This is a genomic window from Paracoccus sp. 08 (assembly GCF_024105395.1).
GTDB classification, from domain to species: Bacteria; Pseudomonadota; Alphaproteobacteria; order Rhodobacterales; family Rhodobacteraceae; genus Paracoccus; species Paracoccus marcusii.
In genome coordinates this window covers 1-21,483 of sequence record NZ_WEKR01000002.1, presented here as the reverse complement: position 1 = coordinate 21,483, position 21,483 = coordinate 1, and the positions used below count along the sequence as shown (strand labels likewise).

The following is a 21,483-nucleotide window of genomic DNA, read 5'->3' as shown; positions in this document are numbered from 1 at the left end:
CGACAAAACCCCGGTCCGATGGACCGGGGTTTCTTCTTGGATCACACCAGGGTCGGCGTGATGGTCAGCGTGCCGGCCGTGGCATGCGAATAGGGACAGACCTTGTGACCGCCCTCGATCAGGTCCTGCGCCACGGCGGGGTCCAGTCCGGGCAGGGACACGGCGATCTGGACGTCCAGTCCGAAGCCCGGATCGCTGCGGGGGCCGATGCCGACGCTGACATTGACCGCCGCATCATCCGGCACCTTGACCTTTTGCGACGCAGCGTAATGGCGCATCGCGCCCATGAAGCAGGCGGCATAGCCGAGCGCGAACAGCTTTTCCGGGTTCAGCCCGTCGCCGCCGGGACCGCCCAATTCCTTCGGAACGACCAGGTCGATGGCCGAAGTGCCGTCATTTAAGGCGGTTTTGCCGTCACGGCCGCCCCCGGTGGCCGTCGCGGCGGTCCGATAGAGGATCTTTTCCGGCATGGCATTTCCTTTCTTCAATAATAGATAGCACGCTATATAAATTAACCCTTCGAAATTGCAACAGTTGCGGACTGCGCTTTGTGCAATTACACCATGTGCATGAGCGATGATCCCGCCTTGTCCAGCCTGTCGCCTTTCGAACAGATGCTGTGCTTTGACGTCTATGCCGTCAATCTTGCCTTTGGGCGGATCTACAAGCCGTTGCTGGACCCGCTTGGGCTGACCTATCCGCAGTTTCTGGTGATGATGGCGTTGTGGGCCAACGATCATCAGTCCGTCGGCGGCATCGGCGACAGCCTTGGGCTGGACAGCAGCACCCTGACCCCGCTGATCAAGCGGCTGCAGGCGGCGAACCTGGTCACCCGACAGCGGGATTCGCGCGACGAACGCCGAGTGATCGTGTCGCTGTCCCCGCAGGGCGCCGACCTGCAAAGCCAGTCCGAACGCGTCATCGCCTGCGTGACCGGCAATACCGGCCTGGATGACCGGACCGCCCAAGCACTGCGCGAACAGCTGCGCCGCCTGCGACATCAGCTGCAGCAGAGCCCGCAGGGCTAGGCTGGGCCTTGCGATTTTGCGCGCGACGGTGCATGGGACGGACAACATGACCCGGACCTGTGACATTCCCGACATGCCCGCGCTGCGGGCCCAGATCGACCAGCTGGACGAACAGCTGATGGCGTTGCTGGCGCGACGCCATGCGCTGATCGACCGCGCCGCGCAGATCAAGGCCGGCAACGGCATGCCCGCGCGCATCGATGCCCGCGTCGAGGAGGTCGTGGCGAATGTCCGCCGCCACGCCGAGGGTCACGGCCTGGACCCCCAGCTGTACGACCGCCTGTGGCGGCAGCTGATCGAGGCCGCCATCGCCCAGGAAGAACGCCAGCTGAACAAGGACCGCCCATGACCGCCCAGACCCTTGACGGCAAGGCCTTTGCCGCCCGCCTGCGCGCCCGGATCGCCACGCAGGTCGCCGATCTTGCAGGGCAGGGCATCGTGCCCGGCCTGGCCGTCGTCCTGGTGGGCGAGGATCCGGCCAGCCAGGTTTATGTCCGGTCCAAGGGGCGCATGACGCGAGAGGTCGGCATGACCTCGTTCGAACACCGGCTGCCGGCATCGACGGATCAGGACACGCTGATGGCGCTGATCGCCAAGCTGAACGCCGATCCGGCCGTGAACGGCATCCTGGTCCAGCTGCCCCTGCCCAAGGGCATGGACGAGGCGGCGGTCATCAACGCCATCCTGCCCGAAAAGGACGTGGACGGGTTCCACATCCTGAACGTCGGGCGCCTGGCCACCGGGCAGAAGGCGATGGTGCCCTGCACGCCGCTTGGCTGCCTGATGCTGTTGCGCGACCATCTGGGGTCGCTGGCCGGCCGCAATGCGGTGGTCATCGGGCGCAGCAATATCGTGGGCAAGCCCATGGCGCAGCTGCTGCTGCGCGACAGCGCGACCGTGACGGTGGCGCATTCGCGCACGACCGATCTGGCCGCGCTGTGCCGTCAGGCCGATATCCTGGTCGCCGCTGTCGGGCGGCCGCATTTCGTGCAGGGCGACTGGATCAAGCCGGGCGCCACCGTCATCGACGTGGGCATCAACCGGACCGATGACGGGCTGGTGGGCGATGTCGACTTTGCCGCTGCAGTGCAGGTGGCCGGTGCGATCACCCCGGTTCCCGGGGGCGTGGGGCCGATGACCATTGCCTGCCTGCTGGCCAACACGCTGACCGCGACCGCGCGCAGCCACGGCCTGCCCGACCCCGAGGGGCTGACCCCCTAGGCGGCCATCCGCGCCGACAGCCGAAGCGCATGGGCCGGCTGTGTCGTGGCCACCGGCAGCACCGGGTCATACGCGACCCGGATCAGCGCCGCCAGCGCGACGGATGGCGTCACCTCGGTGGAAAAGGTCAGCGCGGATTGCATCGTGATGCGTTCCGCAAGGGCCGCTGGATGCGCGTCGGCCAGCGCGCCCCCCATCCTGACGAAGGTCAGGCAGGCGCGGATGCCGCCAGCCTCGTCAAAGCGGAACAGCCGGTACTGGTCGGCGCTCTGGCCCGCCAGACGGTCGGGCAGGCCGGGAAGACCCGTCAGCCGGTCCAGATCGGGCACCCCGGCCAGTTCGGACCAGTCCCGCACGAAGAACAGCATCAGGTTCGCGCCGGTTTCGGGGTCGGTGTCGACCACCGGGTGGCGCGCATGCGCAAAGCCCGCACGGATCGCGCCGCGAAAGATGTCCAGGCTATCATCAGCCAGACCGAACACCACGGGCGCCACCGGGCGGCCCCACCTCGCGCACAGGAAGCTGCCGTCGGGGCGGGTGAACAGGGTCTCTATCGCGGCGGGGTCCATGGCGTCTTTCCTGGGCATGAGAACGGGGGGCGAATGCCCCCCGGTCGGTGGTCGGTGCGGGGCGGTCAGACCAGCGTGGCCTGGGTCGCGGCGCGGATCTCGTCTTCGGTGATGCCGTCGGCCAACTGGACGATGCGCAGCCCGCCGGGCACCACGTCCAGGACGCCCATGTTGGTGATGATCCGGTCGACCACGGCCTTGCCGGTTAGCGGCAGGGTGCAGGATTTCAGCACCTTGGACTCGCCCGCCTTGTTGGTGTGGTCCATGACCACGATCACGCGGCCCACGCCCGCGACCAGGTCCATCGCGCCGCCCATGCCCTTGACCAGCTTGCCGGGGATCATCCAGTTGGCCAGATCGCCCTCCTCCGAGACCTCCATCGCGCCCAGGATCGCCGCGGCGATCTTGCCGCCGCGGATCATGCCAAAGCTGGTGGCGCTGTCGAAATAGCTGGTGCGCGACAGCTCGGTGATGGTCTGCTTGCCGGCGTTGATCAGGTCGGGATCCTCGTCGCCCTCGAACGGGAAGGGGCCCATGCCCAGCATGCCGTTCTCGGACTGGAGCGTGATGTCCTTGTCGCCGACATAGTTCGCGACCAGGGTCGGGATGCCGATCCCCAGATTGACGTACCAGCCGTCTTCCAGCTCCTCGGCCGCGCGGGCGGCCATCTGGTTGCGGTCCCAGCCTTTTGCTGCCTCGGTCATCACACGGCCTCCTTCTTGCGGGTGGTGCGCTGTTCGATGCGCTTTTCGTGCGACCCCTGGATGATCCGGTGGACATAGATGCCGGGCAGGTGGATCAGGTCGGGGTCCAGGCTGCCGCGCGGGACGATCTCCTCGACCTCGGCGACGCAGATGCGGCCGCACATCGCGGCGGGCGGGTTGAAGTTGCGCGCGGTCTTGCGGAACACCAGGTTGCCGGTGTCGTCGGCCTTCCAGGCCTTGACGATGGACAGGTCGGCCACGATCCCGCGTTCCAGGATGTAGTCCTGGCCGTCGAAATTCTTGACCTCCTTGCCCTCGGCGATGACGGTGCCGACGCCGGTCTTGGTATAGAAGCCCGGGATGCCGGCGCCGCCCGCACGCATGCGTTCGGCCAGGGTGCCCTGCGGGTTGAACTCCAGCTCAAGCTCTCCGGACAGGTACTGGCGCATGAACTCGGCGTTCTCGCCGACATAGCTGCTGATCATCTTCTTGATCTGACGCGTGTCCAGCAGCTTGCCCAGGCCGAACCCGTCCACGCCGCAATTGTTGCTGGCGATGGTCAGATCCTTGACCTTGGATTCGACCAGGGCGTCGATCAGCAGCTCGGGGATGCCGCACAGGCCGAACCCCCCTGCCGCGATGAACATCCCGTCATGCAAAAGCCCGTCCAGAGCCTCGCCCGCAGTGGCATAGACCTTTTTCATCGGTCCTCCCGTCCTTGATCCCGTTATCGGCCCAAGTTGTTGCGTGCGCTGGCGCAAGTGTCAATCGCGGGGGCGGCGTGTTAGCGCCGCCACCCGGTCCTACTCGGCCTCGGGCTTGGCCGCAGCCTTTTTCGCGGCAGGCTTCTTGGCCGCGGGCTTCTTTGCCGCCGGTTTCTTGGCGGCAGGCTTCTTGGCGGCTGCCTTGGGCGCGGCCTTCTTGGCGGCCGGTTTCTTGGCCTTGGACGGCGATTTCGCAGCCTTGGCCGCGATCAGCTCCAGCGCCTGTTCGACGGTCAGATCCTCGGGGGTGACGTCGCGGGGCAGGGTCGCATTGACCTTGGCCCATTTGACATAGGGGCCGTACTTGCCGCCCAGGATCTGGATCGGGCCGCCGTCCGGATGCTCTCCCAGCTCGCGCAGCGGTGCGGCCGCTGCGGCGCGGCCGCGGGTCTGCTTGGCGGCCAGCACCTCGACCGCGCGGTTCATGCCGATGGTGAAGACCTCGTCGACATCGGCGATGTTAGCGTATTTCGACCCGTGCTTCACATAGGGGCCAAAGCGGCCGATTCCGGCCTCGATCAGCACCCCGTCCTCGGGGTGGGGACCGACGGGGCGGGGCAGGGCCAGCAGCTGCACGGCCTGGTCCACGTCCAGTGTCGCGACCTCCCATCCCTTCGGGATCGACGCGCGGGGGGGCTTGGGGGCCTCCTCGGTCGCCTCGCCGCGCTGGACATAGGGGCCGAAACGCCCGGTCTTGAGGCTGATCTGATCGCCCGCATCCTCACCCAGCACGCGGTCGCCGATGGGCGCCTCTCCGTCCGGGGCGGACAGGGGGCGGGTATAGCGGCATTCCGGATAGTTGGTGCAGCCGATGAAGGCCCCGCCCGACCGCGCGGTCTTGAGGTTCAGGCGGCCCTGACCGCACAGCGGGCATTCGCGCGGATCGCCCCCATCCGCCCGCGGCGGATAGAGATGCGGCGCCAGGGCGTCGTCGATCGCCTCCAGCACCTCGGTGATGCGCAGCTCGGACGTGCCCTCCAGTGCTTTGGAGAAGTCCTTCCAGAAGCGGCTCAGAACCTCGCGCCACAGGCGGTCGCCAGCGCTGATCTCGTCCAGCTCGTTCTCCAGATCGGCGGTGAAGTCATAGCTGACGTAACGCGGGAAATACTTCAGCAGGAAGATCGTGACCAACCGGCCCTTGTCCTCGGCGATCAGGCGGTTCTTGTCCTTGCGGACATATTCGCGGTCCTGGATCGTGGTGACGATGCTTGCATAGGTCGATGGGCGTCCGATGCCGAGCTCCTCCATCCGCTTGACCAGCGTGGCCTCGGTATAGCGCGGCGGGGGCTGGGTGAAATGCTGGCGCGCTGCGGCCTGGGCCTTGTCGCTGACCAAAAGGCCCGGCCCAGCCTTCAGCCCCGCGGGGGCCGCGACCGCGTCGCCGCCCTTCTCGCGGGCCTTGGCCAGTTCGTCGTTGAACGCGTCGGCGACCAGACGCGCGGCCTCGCCCTCGGTGATCGCGGGCAGGCGAGCGCTGTCCTCTCCGTCGTCGTCGTCGCGACCCTGGTCATAGACGCGCAGGAAGCCGTCGAACAGCATCACCTGGCCGGTGGCGCGCAGGCCGACCTGGTCGTCGGGGCTGGCGATCTCGACCGTGGTCCGCTCCATCCGGGCGGCCTCCATCTGGCTGGCGATGGTTCGCTTCCAGATCAGGTCGTACAGCTTGCGCTGATCGTCCGCGGTGATCTTCAGCTTGTCCGGCGACAGCATCATGTCGGTCGGCCGGATGCACTCATGCGCCTCCTGCGCGTTCTTGGCCTTGTTCTTGTACATGCGCGGCGATTTCGGCAGGTACTTGTCGCCGAACTTGGCCTTGATCGCGTCGCGGGCGGCCATCACCGCCTCGGGGGCCATGTCGATGCCGTCGGTTCGCATGTAGGTGATCAGCCCGGCCTCGTACAGGCGCTGCGCCGCCGACATGCAGGCCTTGGCGCCCATGCCCATCTTGCGGCTGGCCTCCTGCTGCAGGGTCGAGGTCATGAAGGGCGGCCAGGGGTTGCGGCTGGCGGGCTTGGCTGCGACCGACGCGACCTTCAGGTCGCGGCTTGCCACCGCGCTCAGCGCCATCGCGGCCTGATCAGCGGCGGCCAGGTCGAACCGGTCCAGCTTCTTGCCGGCCAGCGACACCAGCGTGGCGTCGTATTCGTCGCCGCCCGGGGTCGCCAGGCGGGCATGGACGGACCAGTATTCGCGCGCCTTGAAGGCCTCGATCTCCATCTCGCGGTCGACGATCAGGCGCAGGCAGACAGACTGGACGCGGCCCGCCGACTTTGCGCCCGGCAGCTTGCGCCACAGGACCGGCGACAGCTTGAACCCCACCAGATAATCCAGCGCGCGGCGCGCCAGATAGGCGTCGACCAGCGGCTGGTCGATCTGGCGCGGCTTGGCCATCGCCTCGGTCACGGCGGTCTTGGTGATGGCGTTGAAGGTCACGCGGCTGACCGCGCTGCCCTTCTTGAGGGCCGGGGCCAGCGCCTCCAGCAGGTGCCAGCTGATCGCCTCGCCCTCGCGGTCGGGGTCGGTGGCCAGAATCAGCGTCTGGTCGTCCTTCAGCGCATCCTTGATCGCCTTGAGGTGCTTGCGGCTGTCGGCCGCGACCTCCCATTTCATGTCGAAATCATGGTCGGTGTCGACGCTGCCGTCCTTGGGCGGCAGGTCGCGGACATGGCCGAAGCTGGCCAGAACCCGATAGTCGGAACCCAGGTATTTCTCGATGGTCTTGGCCTTGGCCGGGGATTCGACGACGACGACGGGCATGATGACCTCGGACAACTGCAATGGGGCGGCAAGATGGGTGCCGGGCGGGGCAGTGTCAACGGGGGGTGACAGCACAAGACCGCAAGACGGGGGGTCAGGACAGTGCCAGACGCCCCCCGGCCAGCCGCGTGACGCGGCCCTGCAGTTCCAGCGACAGGATCACCGCACTGGCCGTCGCCGCCGGCACGCCCAGGTCGCGGATCAGGTCGTTCTCCTCGGTCGGAGAGGGGGACAGGCGCTGCAGGATGCGGCTTTCCAGCTGGATCGGACCGCCCTGGTCACGCGGCGGGGGCGGCAGGGGGTCGGGCGCGGCCATCACGACGGGCGCGGGCAGGGGCCGGGTCTGCGCCAGCGCGTCGGCCACGTCCGCGGCACTGCGCACCAGCGTCGCCCCGTCACGGATCAGCGCGTTGCAGCCCGCCGCCCGCGCATCCATCGGATGTCCGGGCACGGCCATGACCTCTCGTCCCTGGTCCAGCGCGTTCCGGGCGGTGATCAGGGTGCCGGACCGCTGCGCGGCCTCGATCACCACGACGCCCTGTGACAGGCCTGACACGATGCGGTTGCGGGTCGGGAAATGCCGCGCCGCCGGTTCCGTGCCGGGCGGCTGTTCGGACACCAGCACGCCGCATTCCGCGATCCGCGTGGCCAGATCGGCATTTTCAGCCGGATAGATGACGTCGACGCCCCCGGCCATCACGGCGATGGTCCCGGTGGGCAGGGCCGCGGCATGGGCGGCGGTATCGACGCCGCGCGCCAGCCCGGCGGCCACGGTGAACCCGGCCTCTCCCAGCCCGGCGGCCATGCCGCGCGCCATGCGCAGCCCCAGGGACGATGCGTTGCGCGCCCCGATCACCGCCATCACGTCGCGCGACAGCCAGGCCGGATCGCCCCGGACCCACAGGATCGCGGGGGCGCCGTCGATCTGGCGCAGGCTGTCGGGATAATCGGCGCTGTCATGGCGGATCAGGCGCGCGCCCGCCCGCCGACCGGCGGCCAGTTCGGCCGCGGCGACGCCTTCGGGGCAGACGGCATAGTCGGCAATGCCGGACTGGGCGGCGATCCCGGGCAGCGCATCCAGCGCGGCGCGGGCGCTGCCATGTTCGGCGATCAGGCGGTGGAACGTGGTGGGGCCCACGCGGCGCGACCGGATCAGCCGCAGCACGGACAGGTCGTCGTCGACGGCCGAGGCGGGCAGGCCGAAACGGGCAGGGGCAAGTCCGATGGTCATGGGGCACCTTCTGCAGGACGGCCCCAGGATAGCCCCGTGGTGGTTAACAATCGGTTAGCGCGCGCCCTCGGCCGAGCCGCCGACCGTCAGGCCGCCGATCATCAGCGTGGGCTGGCCCACGCCGACGGGCACCCATTGCCCCTGCTTGCCGCAATTGCCGATGCCGGGGTCCAGCGCCATGTCGTTTCCGATGGCGCGCACCTGCTGCAGCGCGGTCGCCCCGTCGCCGATCAGCGTCGCGCCGCGAATCGGGTCGCCGACGACACCGTTCCTGACGCGATAGGCCTCGGTGCAGCTGAAGACGAACTTGCCGTTGGTGATGTCCACCTGGCCGCCGCCGAAACCCACCGCATAGATGCCGTCGCGCAGGTCGGCCAGGATCGCCGCGGGATCCGCGTCGCCGCCCGGCATGAAGGTGTTGGTCATCCGCGGCATCGGGACATTCGCGAAGCTTTCGCGCCGGCCGTTGCCGGTGGGCGCCACGCCCATCAGCCGCGCGTTCTGGCGGTCCTGCATGTATCCGGTCAGGATGCCGTCCTCGATCAGCACGTTGCGGGCGGGCGGCGTGCCCTCGTCGTCGATGTTGATGCTGCCGCGGCGGCCCGCGATGGTGCCGTCATCGACCACGGTCACGCCGGGGGCGGCGACGCGCTGGCCCATCAGGCCCGCGAAGGCGGAGGCCTTCTTGCGGTTGAAATCACCCTCCAGCCCGTGGCCCACGGCCTCGTGCAGCAGGATGCCGGGCCAGCCCGGCCCCAGCACGACGTCCATCACCCCCGCCGGCGCGGGGACCGACCGCAGGTTGACCAGGGCGATGCGCAGCGCCTCGTGGACCAGCCCCTGCCAATGGTCGGGGGCCATCAGCTGTTCCAGCCCGTGACGTCCGCCGCCGCCCGCGCTGCCGCTTTCGCGGCGATCGTTGTTCTCGACGATCACCGCGACGTTCAGGCGCGCCATGGGGCGGATGTCGGTGGCAAGTCCGCCCTCGGGGCGCAGGATGGCGATCTCCTGCAGGCTGCTGCCCATGGAGATGGTCACCTGCACCACCCGCGGGTCCAGCGCGCGGGCAAAGGCGTCGATCTCGCGCAGCAGCGCGATGCGGCGGGCGGTCGAGATGCCCTCGGCCGGGTCGATCGCAGGATAGAGGTTCACCGGCTCCATCGCGGGGCGCATCGCGGCCGTTCCGCCGCCGCGGCCCACGGCCAGGCGCGCGGTCTCGGCCGCGCGGCGCAGCGCGGCCTCGGAGATGTCAGTCGAATGGGCATAGCCCGTGACCTCGCCCAGCACTGCGCGCAGGCCGAAGCCGCGGCCGGCCATGAAGCTGGAATTGCGCAGCCGGCCGTCGTCGAAGACCAGCGATTCCTGCTGGCTGCGTTCCAGGAATAACTCTCCGTCATCGGCGCCGGCCACCGCATCGCGCAGGATCCGCAGCGCGCCGTCCCGGTCCAGATCGGTCGAGAACGGGTCGAAGGACGGACGGGTCATGGCGGATCTCCTGGCGGTTGGCGGGCGGGGACGGGCCTTTGGACGGGCGCGGCAGGGGGTCGCGTTTCCTTCGGGCGGGGAAATGCTGTAGGTATGTCTTGCCCGTAAGGGCGAGATATGGTCATAGAACGGTCACTGTGAAAGGAAAAGGGGCAGCCTCCCGGCAGCCCCTGCGGTCATTGGGGCCGGGCCACTGCAACGGGATGGAATGATGGCAAAAGCGATGATGGGCCGTGCATTCGCGGCAGCGACAGGGTTCGCGACGGCGGGCATGTTGGCCGGGACTGCGATGGCACAGGACGTGCTGGGCGATCTGCCCACGATCGGCAAGCCGGTCGCAAGGGGCATGGGCTTTCAGCCGGCGTCCACGGAACTGGCGCGCGATCAGCAATGGCTGGACCATTTCGTGCTGATCATCATCACGGTCGTGACGGTCTTCGTCTGCCTTCTGCTGCTGTTCGTGATCTTCCGGTTCAACGCCAAGGCGAACCCGGTGCCCGCGAAATACACCCACAACACCCCGCTGGAGATCGGCTGGACCCTGGTCCCGGTGCTGATCCTGGTCGCCATCGGCGCCTTCTCCCTGCCGATCCTGTTCCGCAGCCAGGAGATGCCGGAAAATCCCGATGTCGTGATCAAGGCCACCGGCCACCAGTGGTACTGGTCCTATGAATATCCCGACAATGGCATCGCATTCGATTCGCTGATGCTGCCCGAGGAGGAGCTGGCCGAGAACGGCTATGCCCCCGACGAATACCTTCTGGCGACCGATACCACGGTGGTCGTGCCCGTCGGCCAGACGGTGCTGCTGCAGGTGACCGCCAGTGACGTGATCCATTCCTGGACCATCCCGGCCTTTGCCGTGAAGCAGGACGCCGTTCCGGGCCGCATCGCCCAGGCCTGGTTCAACGTCGAGCAGGAAGGCACCTATTTCGGTCAGTGCAGCGAGCTGTGCGGCATCAACCACGCCTACATGCCGATCGTCGTCAAGGCCGTCAGCCCCGAGGTCTATGCGGCCTGGGTCGCCGAGCAGGGCGGCACCATGGGCGACGAACCCGCACCGACCGCCAGCCTGGACGGCGCGGCCAAGGTCGACCTGGCCCGCGCCGACTGAGGTCGGACCCACCCAGGCCCGTGGCGGCATCCTGCCGGCACGGCCAAGGAACAGAGATTGCAGGCGCGATGACCGATATCAACGCATATGACGCCGCCCCCGAGGGCGAGTTCCGCGATTACGTCGCGCTGCTGAAGCCGCGTGTGATGTCGCTGGTCGTGTTCACCGCCTTTGTCGGTCTGTTCGTCGCCCCCGTCGACGTGCATCCCTTCATCGCCTTCTGTTCGGTGCTGTTCATCGCCTTGGGCGGCGGCGCCTCGGGCGCGCTGAACATGTGGTATGACCGCGACATCGACGCGATCATGAACCGCACGCAAAGCCGCCCCATCCCGTCGGGCCGAGTCGAGCACAGCGCGGCCCTGGGCCTGGGGCTGGTCCTGTCGATCATCTCGGTCATGATGCTGGGCCTGGTGGCGAACTGGTTCGCGGCCGGGTTCCTGGCCTTCACCATCTTCTTCTATGCCGTCGTCTATACGGTCTGGCTGAAGCGCTGGACGCCCCAGAACATCGTCATCGGCGGCGCCGCGGGCGCCTTTCCCCCGATGATCGGATGGGCCTGCGCGACCGGCGGGATCAGCATCGAATCGCTTCTGATGTTCGCCCTGGTCTTCTTCTGGACGCCGCCCCATTTCTGGGCGCTGGCGCTGTTCATGAAGGAGGACTATCACAACGCGGGTGTCCCGATGCTGACCGTGACCCACGGTCGCCGCGCCGCGCGTCGCCACATCTTCGCCTATACGCTGGTCCTGGCGCCCTTTGCGCTGTGGCTGGGCGTGACCTCGGTCGGCGGGCCGCTCTACATTGCGGTCGCGGTCGTGCTGAACGCGGCCTTCATCCGCGGCGGCTGGCAGGTTCTGCACCGCGACGAGGACGCCGCGATCGCCGACGGCTATCTGGTCGAACGGCGCGTCTTCAAGCTGTCGCTCTATTACCTGTTCCTGCATTTCCTGGCCCTGCTGGTGCAGAGCTGGATGGGAGGCTGGTGATGGCCCTGCGCACCGAACACGAGATCCACCGTCGCCGCCGGTCCCGCAACGTGGGGCTGGGCATCGTGCTGCTGGGCTTTGTCGCGCTGGTCTTTGGCCTGACGGTGGTCAAGGTCCAGGAGGGCGGCCTGGTCGAGGGTTTCGACCACCAGCCGCGCGTGTCGCTGACCCCGATGGAACCGCAGGCCCCGGCCCAGGGCCAGGCCCCCGTGCAGGAGGTGAGCCAATGAAACGTCTGAGCCCCGAGGGCCGCACCGTCGCGATGCTGCTGGGCGTCGTCGTCACGATGGGCGCGCTGGCCTGGGCCGCCGTGCCCTTCTATGACTGGTTCTGCCGGGTGACCGGTTTCGGCGGCACCACGCAGGTTTCCGAGACCGCATCGGACCAGATCCTGGACGAGGTCGTGCGCGTCCGGTTCGACGCCAACACCGATTCCAATTTGGAATGGACCTTCCGCCCGATGCAGGCCCGCATGGACCTGAAGATCGGCGAAAGCGGTCTGGCCTTCTACGAGGCCGTGAACGATTCCGACGTGCCGCTGACCGGAACGGCCAGCTACAACGTCGCCCCCGAGGTCTCGGGCTATTACTTCATCAAGGTCGAGTGCTTCTGCTTCACCGAGCAGACGCTGCAGCCGGGTGAACGGGTCGAGATGCCGGTCAGCTTCTACGTGGACCCCGAGCTGGTGGACGACCGCGACGCCGGTCATGTCCGCGACATCACGCTGTCCTATACCTTCCATCGGACCGAGCCGCGCAGCGTTGCGCTTGACAGCGGCGCGGCCGACACCATCAACTAAGACGAATACACGAGGGAGCCGACGGGGATCCGACATGGCGCACGCAAAGAACCACGACTATCACATCCTACCGGCCTCGGTCTGGCCGTTCCTGACCGCGATCGCGGTCTTCGTCATGCTGTTCGGCGCCGTGGCCTGGATGTCCGGAGAGGTGACCGTCATGGGCGTGCCGGTGACCGGCCCCTGGATGTTCGCAATCGGCCTTGTCGGCACCTTCTACGTGGCCTTCGCCTGGTGGGCCGACATGGTGCGCGAGGCCGAGCAGGGCGACCACACCCCGGTGGTCCGCATCGGCCTGCAATACGGCTTCATCCTGTTCGTGATGTCCGAGGCGATGCTGTTCGTGTCGCTGTTCTGGAACTTCATCAAGCACGCGATGTACCCGATGGGCGAGAACAGCCCCATCACCGACGGCGTCTGGCCGCCGCAGGGCATCGAAACCTTCGACCCCTGGCACCTGCCGTTCATCAACACGCTGATCCTGCTTCTGTCGGGCGTGGCCGTGACCTGGGCGCACCATGCCTGGGCGCATGAGGGCGACCGTCGCACCACCATCAACGGCCTGGCGATCGCCGTGGTCCTAGGCCTGGTCTTCACCGGCCTGCAGGCCTACGAATACAGCCACGCGGCCTTCGGTCTGGCCGACACGGCCTATGCGGCGGCCTTCTACATCGCGACGGGTTTCCACGGCCTGCATGTGATCATCGGGACGATCTTCCTGGCCGTCTGCCTGCTACGCTTCCAGAAGGGCCAGATGACCAAGGACCAGCATCTGGGGTTCGAGGCCGCCGCCTGGTACTGGCACTTCGTCGACGTGATCTGGCTGGTGCTGTTCGCCGTCATCTATGTCTGGGGCAGCTGATCCCTGACGGTGACCGTTCAAGGCGCGCGGGGCGATCGTCCCGCGCGCTTTTCGTTGTCCTTGCCCCCCGGAGCGCCCCATGCGCCGCTATCTGTTTCCCCTGATCCTCGGCGTCGTCGGCTGTGCCGTCCTGATCTATCTGGGGCTGTGGCAGCTGGACCGCCGCGCCTGGAAGGAGGACATGCTGGCAGACATCACCGCGGGCATTCAGGCCGACCCCGTGCCCTTGCCGGACGCGATCGACCCGTCGATGAAATACCTGCCGGTGACGGTCAGCGGCACCACCACCGGGGCCGAGATCGACGTGCTGTCCCACACCCGCGAACAGGGCGCCGGCTATCAGATCGTGTCTCGCTTCGTCACCGATGACGGACGCGCGATCCTGCTGGACCGGGGCTTCGTCCCGCAGGAGGCGCGTCGCATCGACCGTCCCCCCGTCCGCCTGCAGGTGACGGGCAACCTGCACTGGCCGCAGGATGCCAGCAGCTCGACCCCGGCGCCGAACATGGACGAGAACATCTGGTTCGCCCGCGACGTGGACGCGATGGCCCTGACGCTGGACACGTTGCCCGTGCTGGTCGTGGCCAGCGCCGTCGAGGGCGACAACCAGGGCGCCCGTCCCCTGCCGGTGGCCATCGAGGGGATTCCCAACAACCACCTGTCCTATGCGGTGCAGTGGTTCCTGATCGCGGCCACCTGGGCGGTGATGACACTGGCGTTGATCTGGCGTATCAGGCAGCGCAGCTACTGAAGGATTTCCGATGCGTTACGTCTCGACGCGGGGCCAGGCCCCGGTGCTGAATTTCGAACAGGCCATGCTGTCGGGGCTGGCGCGCGACGGGGGCCTGTACCTGCCAGAGACGATCCCGGCCTTCGAGGGGCTGGAGCAACTGGACGGCCTGTCATACGAGGAGGTGGCATTCCGCGTGGTGCGCCCCTTCACCGGCGACAGCTTCAGTGATGATGAACTGCGCGGCGCCATCGACCGCGCCTATGCGCGCATCAGCCACGATGCCCGCGCGCCGCTGGTCCAGCTGGCCCCCGGCCATCACCTGCTGGAGCTGTTCCACGGGCCCACGCTGGCCTTCAAGGATTTCGCGATGCAATTGATCGCGCAGCTGTTCCAGATCGCCCTGACGCGGTCGGGCCAGCGGATCACCATCGTGGGCGCCACCTCCGGCGACACCGGATCGGCCGCCATCGAGGCCTTCCGCGGCATCGACAACGTGGACGTGTTCATCATGTATCCGCATGGCCGCGTGTCCGAGGTCCAGCGCCGCCAGATGACCACGCCCCCCGCCGCCAACGTCCATGCGCTGGCCGTGACCGGGCATTTCGACGACTGCCAGGCGCGGCTCAAGGACCTGTTCAACGACCATGCCTTCCGCGACGGGGTGGGGCTTGCGGGCGTGAACAGCATCAACTGGGCCCGCGTCGTGGCGCAGATCGTCTATTACTTCACCGCAACCGCGTCGCTTGGCATGCGGCCCACCGATTTCTGCGTGCCGACGGGCAATTTCGGCGACATCTTCGCGGGCTCCATCGCGCGCCGGATGGGCCTGCCGATCCGCCGTCTGATCGTCGCCACGAACCAGAACGACATCCTGCACCGCGCGCTGACCAGCGGCGAATACCGCATGGGCGCGGTCGAGCCCTCGATCAGCCCGTCGATGGACATCCAGGTCAGCTCGAACTTCGAACGCGCGCTGTATCTGGCCTACGGCCAGGACGCGGGCGCGATCCGGCAGCTGATGGAGGAGCTGAAACAGGGCGGCTTCGCGATCAGCCAGGGCGCGCTGGAGGCCCTGCGCGAGCAATACGCCTCGGGCCGCGTCTCCGAGGAGGAGACGCTGGACACGATCCGCGCCATGCGCGAGCGCACCGGAGAGATCCTGTGCCCGCACAGCGCCGTGGGCGTCGCCGTGGCCGAGCGCCATCTGGAGCCCGGCGTGCCGATGGTCACGCTTGCCACCGCCCATCCGGCCAAGTTCCCCGACGCGGTGGAACGCGCCATCGGCCACCGCCCCGGCCTGCCGCCGCATATGGCGGACCTGTTCGACCTGCCCGAGCGCCTGACCCGGGTTGAAAACGACGTGGACGCGCTTAAGTCCCTGATCCTTGAACGGAGGACCGCGTGAGCCAAGACCCCACCCCGCGCCTGACAACGCTGCCCAACGGGCTACGCATCGTGACCCGGCAGATGCCCGGCCTGCATTCGGCGGCCCTGGGCATCTGGGTCAGCGCGGGCGGGCGCAATGAACGCGCCGACCAGAACGGCATCGCGCATTTCCTGGAGCACATGGCCTTCAAGGGCACCGCAACCCGCAGCGCGCTGCAGATTGCCGAGGCGATCGAGGATGTGGGCGGGTATATCAACGCCTATACCTCGCGCGATGCGACGGCCTATTACGTCCGCGTACTGGAGGATGACGTCGATCTGGCCTTCGACGTGATCAGCGACATCGTCCTGAACCCCGTCTTCGACGAGCGCGAGATCGAGGTCGAGCGCGGCGTGATCCTGCAGGAGATCGGGCAGTCGCTGGACACGCCCGACGACATCATCTTCGACTGGCTGCAGGAGGCCGCCTATCCGGACCAGCCGATGGGCCGCACCATTCTGGGGCCAGCCGAACGGGTCAGCAGCTTTGGCCGCGCCGATCTGGCCGGTTTCGTGACCGAGAATTACGGCCCCGGCCAGATGGTCGTGGCCGCCGCGGGATCTGTCGATCACGACCGCATCGTGCGGTTGGCCGAAAAGGTGCTGGGCCATATCGTGCCGCGTCCTCAGGGTCCGCGCGAACAGGCCCGCTGGCAGGGGCTGGAGAGCCGGACCGTCAAGCCGCTGGAGCAGGCGCATTTCGCGCTGGCGCTGGAGGGGCCGGGCTATCTGGCGCCCGATTTCTATGCCGCCCAGATCTTCTCCTCGGCGCTTGGCGGGGGGATGTCGTCGCGGCTGTTCCAGAAGATCCGCGAGGAACGCGGGCTGTGCTATACAATTTTTGCGCAGTCGGGTTTCCATGACGACACGGGGATGCTGACCATCTATGCCGGCACCGGCGCCGAGGATCTGGGCGATCTGGCGACCCTGACCATCGACGAGGTCCGTCGTGCGGCCGACGACATGTCCGAGGCCGAGATCGCCCGCGCCAAGGCGCAGCTGCGGGCGGGACTGTTGATGGGGCTGGAAAGCCCGTCGGGCCAGGCCGAACGCATGGCGCGCAGCCTGGCGATCTGGGGCCGCGTCCCGGACCCGGCCGAGGTTGCCGAACGCATCGCCGCGGTCACCGCCGCGGACGTGCGCGCGCATGCCGAGGCGCTGCTGGCCAATGCCCGCCCGGCGCTGGCGCTTTATGGTCCGGTGGACGGTGCGCCGTCGCGCGAGGCCCTGGCTGAACGGCTGGCCGCATGATCCTGGCGCGGCGCCGTGCCTTTCGGCTGGATACCGAACGCATCGCGCTGCGCCTGCCATTGCATTCCGATTTCAGCGCGTGGCGGACGCTGCGCAATGACAGCCGCGCCTTTCTGACCCCGTGGGAGCCGGTCTGGTCCCCCGACCATCTGTCACGCAAGAGCTTTACCAACCGCGTCTATTGGGCGGCCCGCTCTGCCCGGGCAGGGACGGCCTATCCGCTGTTCCTGGTCCATCGCGACGGCACGTTGCTGGGCGCGATCACGCTGGACAACATCCGCCGCGGCCCCGCGCAGTCGGGCACCATCGGATACTGGATCGGGCAGGAGCATGCCCGACATGGCTATATGCGCGAGGCGATCGGGGCGCTGGTGCATCACGCCTTCACCGCGCTGGACCTGAGCCGGATCGAGGCCGCCTGCCTGCCCGAGAATGCCGCATCGCGGGGCGTGCTGGAACGGTCGGGCTTCAAGTACGAGGGCGTGGCCCAGAGCTATCTGCAGATCGACGGTCGCTGGCGCAACCATGTGCTCTACGCCAACCTGCGCAGTGACCGGCGCGGAAAGACCGAGGTGCGCTGATGCTGATCCCCGCCGACAAGACCCTGGCCGCGGCCCTGCCCGCGGGCGTGCTGCGCGACCCGTCCCCCGCCTATACCGAGGAACCGCGGGGCCGGTATCACGGGCAGGCGGGCCTGGTCGCCGCGCCCCGCGACACGCAGGAATGCGCTGCGATCATCCGCGCCTGTGCCGCGGCACGCGTCCCGGTGGTGCCCCGCGGTGGGGGCACCGGGCTGGTCGGAGGGCAGGTGATGACGGACGGCCCCGCGCCCCTGATTCTGTCGATGGAGCGGATGACAGCGATTCGCGACACCTTTGCCGAGGAAGGGGTGATGATCGCCGAATCGGGCGTGACGCTGCAGGCGGCGCGGCAGGCGGCGGCGGGCGTGGGGCGGCAGTTCCCGCTGTCGCTGGCCTCGCAGGGCTCGGCCCAGATCGGTGGCGTGCTGTCGACCAATGCGGGGGGCGTGAACGTCCTGCGATACGGCAACGCCCGCGCGCTGTGCCTGGGTCTGGAGGCGGTGCTGCCCGACGGGTCGGTGATGCACGACCTGAAGCGCCTGCGGAAGGACAATACCGGATACGATCTGCGCGACCTGCTGATCGGGGCTGAGGGCACCCTGGGCATCATCACCGCCGCGTCGCTGGTCCTGGCCCCGGTGCCTGCCGAGACCGGCGTCGCGATGCTGGTCGTGGATAGCCCTGCCGCGGCCCTGTCGCTGCTATCCTTGGCGCAGGCGCGGATGGCGGGCGGCGTCACGGCCTTCGAACTGATCTCAGGCCAGAGCATGCATTTCCTGGACACGGCCTTTCCCGACCTGCGCCAGCCGTTCGACACGCGGCCCGACTGGCTGGTTCTGATCGAGGTCGGCCTGCCCGCGGGCCTGTCGGCCGACGCGGCGCTGGAGGGGCTGTTCACCGCGGGGTCCGAGGCCGGTCTGGTCCATGACGGCGTCATCGCGCAATCGGGCCAGCAGGGCGCGGACCTGTGGGCGCTGCGCGAGCATATTCCGCTGGCCAACCGCCATGTCGGCGCCATCGCCAGCCATGACATCAGCCTGCCTCTGTCCGAGGTCGCCCGCTTCATCGACGATGCGGGGGCCTGGCTGGCGGGGCAGGGGGACATGCGCGTCAACTGCTTCGGCCATCTGGGCGACGGCAACCTGCATTACAACCTGTTCCCGGCGGCGGGCCGAACCCGCGACGACTACGAAACCATCCGCCGCGACCTTTCGCGCAGGCTGCACGAAATGGTCGTGGCGCGTGGCGGGTCGTTCTCGGCCGAACATGGCGTGGGGCGGCTCAAGGCCGCCGATCTGGCACGGTGGGGCGATCCGGCGCGGCTGGCGGCGATGCGGGCGATCAAGGGGGCGCTGGACCCCCTTGGCATCATGAACCCCGGCGCGGTGCTGGCCTAGGCCCCCTCGAACTCGCACAGGGCGTGGACCGGCATGTCCATGCCCTCCAGCACGCGGCGCCCGCCCAGTTCGGGCAGGTCGATCACGAAGGCGCAACCGATGACCTCGGCGCCAAGACGACGGCACAGCGTGATCGCCGCCGCCGCCGTGCCGCCGGTGGCCAGAAGGTCGTCCACGATCAGGACCTTTTCGCCGGGTTTCAGCGCGTCGTCATGGATCTCCATGATCGCCTCGCCATATTCCAGCTGATAGGCCTCGGAGATGACGGTGCCGGGCAGCTTGCCCTTCTTGCGGATCGGCACGAAGCCGGTCGACAGCTGATGCGCCACCGCGCCGCCCAGGATGAAGCCGCGCGCCTCCAGCCCCACGACCTTGTCGATACGGGTCCCGGCATAGGCGTGCAGGATCTGGTCCACCGCCATGCGGAACCCGCGTGCATCCGCGAACAGCGTGGTCACGTCGCGGAAGATGATCCCCTCATGCGGGAAATCATGGATGGAGCGGACATAGTCCTTGACGGTGCGGCTCATGCAGGGCGGTCCATTTCGAAAAGATCGGTCACCGCGGCATAATCCTTGTATCCCAGACGCGCAATCCAGCCGCCCGCGGCACGCGGATCGAACCGCCCGTCCACGACGCAATCGTCGCGCATGTGGATGCCGGTCACCACGCCGAAGACGGCAAAGTTCGCCTGGCCGGCCAGGGGCACGATCTGGGTCATGCGGCATTCCAGCACCGCCGCGGCGCCTGCCACGCGCGGACAGTCGATGGTGGTGCAATCGGCGGCGTCGATCCCGGCGGCGGCGAATTCGCTGGTCCCGGCGGGCAGCGGGGCCGATGTCGCGTTGACCGCGTCGCGCAGATCGCCCGTGGCGATGTTCACGCAGAAGACCCCCGTCTCGATGATCTGGGCCACGCTGTCCTTGGTGCCGGGGCGGTCGCCCTTGGCGCCGGTCGAGGCGAACATCACCTGCGGCGGGACATAGGCCACGGCGTTGAAGAAGGAATAGGGCGCCAGGTTGTCGCCCTGCGACCCGCGGGTCGAGATCCAGCCGATCGGGCGGGGGGCGATGATCGCGTTGAAGGGATTGTGCGGCAGGCCGTGTCCGGCTTCGGGGCGATAGAACATGGGCGGCCTCCTTGTGGGTTCGGGCGCCAACCTGCCCCGCTTTTTCGCGCGACGCAATGTTTCGCCCGCCTTGCACCCGTGCTAAACGCCCGCCCGACAGCAAGGAGGCGCGATGTACGAGATCTGCCCCGAGACGCCCGCCGACGAACCCGAGGTCGAGGGCCTGTACGATCTGTGCTTTGCGCCGGGTCGCACCGCGCTGTCGTCCTATCGCCTGCGCGACGGGGTGCCGCGGGTGGCCGAACTGTGCCTTGTGCTGCGCGATGCGGGCGGCACGCTGATGGCCGCGATCCGGTTCTGGCCGGTGCGCGTGGACGACCGGCCCGTGCTGCTGCTGGGGCCCATCGCCGTGCACCCCACCGCGCAGGGAGAGGGTCTGGGCGGGCTCTTGATGCGCGACAGCCTGACGCGCGCGCGCCGGATGGGGTTCGACCGGGTTCTGCTGGTGGGCGACGCGCCCTATTACAGCCGTTTCGGCTTTCAGCGCCTTGACGATGTGGTGATGCCGCCGCCCACGAACCCCGACCGGGTGCTGGGGCTGGAACTTCGGCCGGATGCATGGGTTAACGTGGCAGGCCCCGTCCAGCGAGAGACCCGGCCCCCCGCAGACCCGCCCGCGCCGGACCCCACGGCTTGCACCCAGGTCGACCCTCCGAAAAGGCCCGCTGATGACAGAACCGAAACCCCTCGTCCTGCCCCCCATCACTGATCCGGCGCTGCACGCCCAGATCGATCGTCTGGCGTTGCGCTATCTGGAGGCCGGGGGTCTGGGGATGCAGATCATGTCCCGCATCGGCAACGGCGCCGAAGGGCTGATTGAACGCCTGCCGGGTTTCGTGCGGTCGCGGCTGGACAGCGTCACGCGGGCCGCGCTGACGCGGGCGTTTGGTGCCGCCAGCCAGTCGCGCAAGGTGGTGCGGGACCGGGGCGATTGGTTCAACCGCATGGCCTCGACCGTCAGCGGTGCGGCGGGTGGGGTCGGCGGTTTCGCGGGCGCGCTGGTCGAACTGCCGTTCACGGTCACGCTGCTGCTGCGCGCCATGCTGGACATCGCCGCCGAACACGGCCTTGATCCCGAAAGCGAAGAAGTGCGCCTGGAATGCCTGCGCATCTTCGCCGCCGCGGGTCCGATGGCCGATGACGATCAGACCGACCTGGGCATGCTTGCGGCACGCTTGTCGGTGACCGGCCAGACGGTGCAGAGCATGGTCAGCAAGGTCGCCCCGCGCCTGTCCGTCTCGCTTGGGCAGAAGATGGCGGCGCAGGCGGCGCCGGTTTTCGGCGCGGTGGTCGGCGCGTCCATCAACTATACCTTTGCCCGCTACTACCAGGAACTGGCCCGCGTCCATTTCGGCGTCATGCGCCTGTCCCACGAAACCGGCATTCCGCAGGAGGCCCTGACCGAAGCGCTGCGCCTGTCCATCCAGCGCCAGACGCCCCTTGACCG

The 21,483-nt window shown here is 68.1% G+C and carries 24 protein-coding genes; 15 read left to right on the top strand and 9 right to left on the bottom strand.

Features of this window, described 5'->3' with window-relative positions; all coding sequences use genetic code 11:
• Positions 1 to 41: 41 nt before the first annotated feature.
• Positions 42 to 470, bottom strand: a complete 429-nt coding sequence (locus GBO37_RS00590; protein ID WP_127899102.1) for an organic hydroperoxide resistance protein — start codon at positions 468 to 470, stop codon at positions 42 to 44.
• 99 nt (positions 471 to 569) lie between these two features.
• Between GBO37_RS00590 and GBO37_RS00585 the strand changes: the two genes are divergently transcribed.
• From GBO37_RS00585 to folD, 3 genes are read left to right on the top strand one after another with little or no spacing between them, the layout of a single operon-like run.
• Entirely contained in the window at positions 570 to 1,028 is a 459-nt protein-coding gene (locus GBO37_RS00585; protein ID WP_252926493.1) for a MarR family winged helix-turn-helix transcriptional regulator, read from the top strand.
• A gap of 46 nt (positions 1,029 to 1,074) precedes the next feature.
• The gene (locus GBO37_RS00580; RefSeq protein WP_045982896.1) at positions 1,075 to 1,377 is read left to right on the top strand and encodes a chorismate mutase; all 303 of its coding nucleotides are present in this window, start codon (positions 1,075 to 1,077) and stop codon (positions 1,375 to 1,377) included.
• Positions 1,374 to 2,249: a bifunctional methylenetetrahydrofolate dehydrogenase/methenyltetrahydrofolate cyclohydrolase FolD gene (gene folD / locus GBO37_RS00575; RefSeq protein ID WP_045982846.1), complete on the top strand. Its 876-nt coding sequence runs from the start codon at positions 1,374 to 1,376 to the stop codon at positions 2,247 to 2,249. The genes GBO37_RS00580 and folD overlap by 4 nt, the downstream gene beginning before the upstream one ends.
• On the opposite strand, the gene GBO37_RS00570 is transcribed toward folD, so the two are convergent.
• From GBO37_RS00570 to tldD, 6 genes are all read right to left on the bottom strand, one after another.
• Entirely contained in the window at positions 2,246 to 2,818 is a 573-nt protein-coding gene (locus GBO37_RS00570; RefSeq protein WP_252926491.1) for a hypothetical protein, read from the bottom strand. The genes folD and GBO37_RS00570 overlap by 4 nt on opposite strands.
• 65 nt (positions 2,819 to 2,883) lie before the next feature.
• Positions 2,884 to 3,522 (bottom strand): 3-oxoacid CoA-transferase subunit B, encoded by a 639-nt coding sequence (locus GBO37_RS00565; protein ID WP_046001381.1) that lies wholly within the window; start codon positions 3,520 to 3,522, stop codon positions 2,884 to 2,886.
• Entirely contained in the window at positions 3,522 to 4,226 is a 705-nt protein-coding gene (locus tag GBO37_RS00560) for a CoA transferase subunit A (protein WP_252926490.1), read from the bottom strand. Before GBO37_RS00560 ends, GBO37_RS00565 begins: the two co-directional genes overlap by 1 nt.
• A 99-nt stretch (positions 4,227 to 4,325) precedes the next feature.
• Entirely contained in the window at positions 4,326 to 7,043 is a 2,718-nt protein-coding gene (gene topA, locus GBO37_RS00555) for a type I DNA topoisomerase (RefSeq protein ID WP_252926489.1), read from the bottom strand.
• A gap of 94 nt (positions 7,044 to 7,137) precedes the next feature.
• On the bottom strand, positions 7,138 to 8,274 hold the full coding sequence (dprA, locus tag GBO37_RS00550) for a DNA-processing protein DprA (RefSeq protein WP_252926488.1): 1,137 nt from the start codon (positions 8,272 to 8,274) through the stop codon (positions 7,138 to 7,140).
• A 54-nt stretch (positions 8,275 to 8,328) separates the two neighbouring features.
• A complete protein-coding gene (tldD, locus tag GBO37_RS00545; RefSeq protein WP_252926487.1) occupies positions 8,329 to 9,759 on the bottom strand; it encodes a metalloprotease TldD in 1,431 nt (476 codons plus the stop codon).
• Positions 9,760 to 9,967: 208 nt separating this feature from the next.
• Here tldD and coxB point away from each other — a divergent pair, with 208 nt between their 5' ends.
• From coxB to GBO37_RS00495, 10 genes are all read left to right on the top strand, one after another.
• Complete coding sequence (gene coxB / locus GBO37_RS00540; RefSeq protein WP_084693889.1) at positions 9,968 to 10,873, top strand: cytochrome c oxidase subunit II; 906 nt, start codon at positions 9,968 to 9,970, stop codon at positions 10,871 to 10,873.
• Positions 10,874 to 10,941: 68 nt separating this feature from the next.
• Positions 10,942 to 11,859, top strand: a complete 918-nt coding sequence (cyoE, locus tag GBO37_RS00535; protein ID WP_252926486.1) for a heme o synthase — start codon at positions 10,942 to 10,944, stop codon at positions 11,857 to 11,859.
• Positions 11,859 to 12,089: a hypothetical protein gene (locus GBO37_RS00530; protein WP_252926485.1), complete on the top strand. Its 231-nt coding sequence runs from the start codon at positions 11,859 to 11,861 to the stop codon at positions 12,087 to 12,089. Before cyoE ends, GBO37_RS00530 begins: the two co-directional genes overlap by 1 nt.
• Positions 12,086 to 12,658: a cytochrome c oxidase assembly protein gene (locus tag GBO37_RS00525; protein WP_252926484.1), complete on the top strand. Its 573-nt coding sequence runs from the start codon at positions 12,086 to 12,088 to the stop codon at positions 12,656 to 12,658. Before GBO37_RS00530 ends, GBO37_RS00525 begins: the two co-directional genes overlap by 4 nt.
• A 34-nt stretch (positions 12,659 to 12,692) precedes the next feature.
• Positions 12,693 to 13,520, top strand: coding sequence for a cytochrome c oxidase subunit 3 (locus GBO37_RS00520; RefSeq protein ID WP_045982855.1), 828 nt, complete (start codon positions 12,693 to 12,695; stop codon positions 13,518 to 13,520).
• A gap of 79 nt (positions 13,521 to 13,599) precedes the next feature.
• Positions 13,600 to 14,271, top strand: a complete 672-nt coding sequence (locus tag GBO37_RS00515) for an SURF1 family protein (RefSeq protein WP_045982856.1) — start codon at positions 13,600 to 13,602, stop codon at positions 14,269 to 14,271.
• Positions 14,272 to 14,281: 10 nt separating this feature from the next.
• Positions 14,282 to 15,658, top strand: a complete 1,377-nt coding sequence (gene thrC, locus GBO37_RS00510; RefSeq protein WP_252926483.1) for a threonine synthase — start codon at positions 14,282 to 14,284, stop codon at positions 15,656 to 15,658.
• Complete coding sequence (locus GBO37_RS00505; RefSeq protein WP_084693890.1) at positions 15,655 to 16,929, top strand: pitrilysin family protein; 1,275 nt, start codon at positions 15,655 to 15,657, stop codon at positions 16,927 to 16,929. Before thrC ends, GBO37_RS00505 begins: the two co-directional genes overlap by 4 nt.
• Positions 16,929 to 17,510: a GNAT family N-acetyltransferase gene (locus GBO37_RS00500; protein ID WP_252926590.1), complete on the top strand. Its 582-nt coding sequence runs from the start codon at positions 16,929 to 16,931 to the stop codon at positions 17,508 to 17,510. Before GBO37_RS00505 ends, GBO37_RS00500 begins: the two co-directional genes overlap by 1 nt.
• Positions 17,510 to 18,907: an FAD-binding oxidoreductase gene (locus GBO37_RS00495; protein WP_252926481.1), complete on the top strand. Its 1,398-nt coding sequence runs from the start codon at positions 17,510 to 17,512 to the stop codon at positions 18,905 to 18,907. Before GBO37_RS00500 ends, GBO37_RS00495 begins: the two co-directional genes overlap by 1 nt.
• Here the strand turns inward: GBO37_RS00495 and GBO37_RS00490 are convergent.
• Positions 18,904 to 19,437 carry an adenine phosphoribosyltransferase gene (locus GBO37_RS00490; RefSeq protein ID WP_252926479.1) on the bottom strand — a complete coding sequence of 178 codons (534 nt, stop codon included), beginning with the start codon at positions 19,435 to 19,437 and terminating at the stop codon, positions 18,904 to 18,906. The two genes, GBO37_RS00495 and GBO37_RS00490, sit on opposite strands and share 4 nt — an antisense overlap.
• Positions 19,434 to 20,036 (bottom strand): flavin reductase family protein, encoded by a 603-nt coding sequence (locus tag GBO37_RS00485; protein ID WP_252926477.1) that lies wholly within the window; start codon positions 20,034 to 20,036, stop codon positions 19,434 to 19,436. The genes GBO37_RS00490 and GBO37_RS00485 overlap by 4 nt, the downstream gene beginning before the upstream one ends.
• Positions 20,037 to 20,148: 112 nt before the next feature.
• On the opposite strand from GBO37_RS00485, the gene GBO37_RS00480 reads away from it, so the two are divergent.
• Both GBO37_RS00480 and GBO37_RS00475 read left to right on the top strand, forming a co-directional pair.
• Complete coding sequence (locus tag GBO37_RS00480) at positions 20,149 to 20,745, top strand: GNAT family N-acetyltransferase (RefSeq protein ID WP_194886284.1); 597 nt, start codon at positions 20,149 to 20,151, stop codon at positions 20,743 to 20,745.
• Positions 20,705 to 21,483 (top strand): EcsC family protein (locus GBO37_RS00475; RefSeq protein WP_252926475.1); only part of this gene is annotated, 779 nt, incomplete at its 3' end. The genes GBO37_RS00480 and GBO37_RS00475, both read left to right, overlap by 41 nt.

Coding starts and splice junctions, on each gene's coding strand:
- GBO37_RS00570 (WP_252926491.1), bottom strand. CDS start 2,818: ATGGACCCCGCCGCGATAGAGACCCTGTTCACCCGCCCCGACGGCAGC.
- GBO37_RS00560 (WP_252926490.1), bottom strand. CDS start 4,226: ATGAAAAAGGTCTATGCCACTGCGGGCGAGGCTCTGGACGGGCTTTTG.
- GBO37_RS00565 (WP_046001381.1), bottom strand. CDS start 3,522: ATGACCGAGGCAGCAAAAGGCTGGGACCGCAACCAGATGGCCGCCCGC.
- dprA (WP_252926488.1), bottom strand. CDS start 8,274: ATGACCATCGGACTTGCCCCTGCCCGTTTCGGCCTGCCCGCCTCGGCC.
- GBO37_RS00530 (WP_252926485.1), top strand. CDS start 11,859: ATGGCCCTGCGCACCGAACACGAGATCCACCGTCGCCGCCGGTCCCGC.
- GBO37_RS00490 (WP_252926479.1), bottom strand. CDS start 19,437: ATGAGCCGCACCGTCAAGGACTATGTCCGCTCCATCCATGATTTCCCG.
- folD (WP_045982846.1), top strand. CDS start 1,374: ATGACCGCCCAGACCCTTGACGGCAAGGCCTTTGCCGCCCGCCTGCGC.
- GBO37_RS00585 (WP_252926493.1), top strand. CDS start 570: ATGAGCGATGATCCCGCCTTGTCCAGCCTGTCGCCTTTCGAACAGATG.
- cyoE (WP_252926486.1), top strand. CDS start 10,942: ATGACCGATATCAACGCATATGACGCCGCCCCCGAGGGCGAGTTCCGC.
- GBO37_RS00520 (WP_045982855.1), top strand. CDS start 12,693: ATGGCGCACGCAAAGAACCACGACTATCACATCCTACCGGCCTCGGTC.
- GBO37_RS00495 (WP_252926481.1), top strand. CDS start 17,510: ATGCTGATCCCCGCCGACAAGACCCTGGCCGCGGCCCTGCCCGCGGGC.
- GBO37_RS00580 (WP_045982896.1), top strand. CDS start 1,075: ATGACCCGGACCTGTGACATTCCCGACATGCCCGCGCTGCGGGCCCAG.
- coxB (WP_084693889.1), top strand. CDS start 9,968: ATGATGGCAAAAGCGATGATGGGCCGTGCATTCGCGGCAGCGACAGGG.
- tldD (WP_252926487.1), bottom strand. CDS start 9,759: ATGACCCGTCCGTCCTTCGACCCGTTCTCGACCGATCTGGACCGGGAC.
- GBO37_RS00485 (WP_252926477.1), bottom strand. CDS start 20,036: ATGTTCTATCGCCCCGAAGCCGGACACGGCCTGCCGCACAATCCCTTC.
- GBO37_RS00525 (WP_252926484.1), top strand. CDS start 12,086: ATGAAACGTCTGAGCCCCGAGGGCCGCACCGTCGCGATGCTGCTGGGC.
- GBO37_RS00590 (WP_127899102.1), bottom strand. CDS start 470: ATGCCGGAAAAGATCCTCTATCGGACCGCCGCGACGGCCACCGGGGGC.
- topA (WP_252926489.1), bottom strand. CDS start 7,043: ATGCCCGTCGTCGTCGTCGAATCCCCGGCCAAGGCCAAGACCATCGAG.
- GBO37_RS00515 (WP_045982856.1), top strand. CDS start 13,600: ATGCGCCGCTATCTGTTTCCCCTGATCCTCGGCGTCGTCGGCTGTGCC.
- GBO37_RS00480 (WP_194886284.1), top strand. CDS start 20,149: ATGTACGAGATCTGCCCCGAGACGCCCGCCGACGAACCCGAGGTCGAG.
- thrC (WP_252926483.1), top strand. CDS start 14,282: ATGCGTTACGTCTCGACGCGGGGCCAGGCCCCGGTGCTGAATTTCGAA.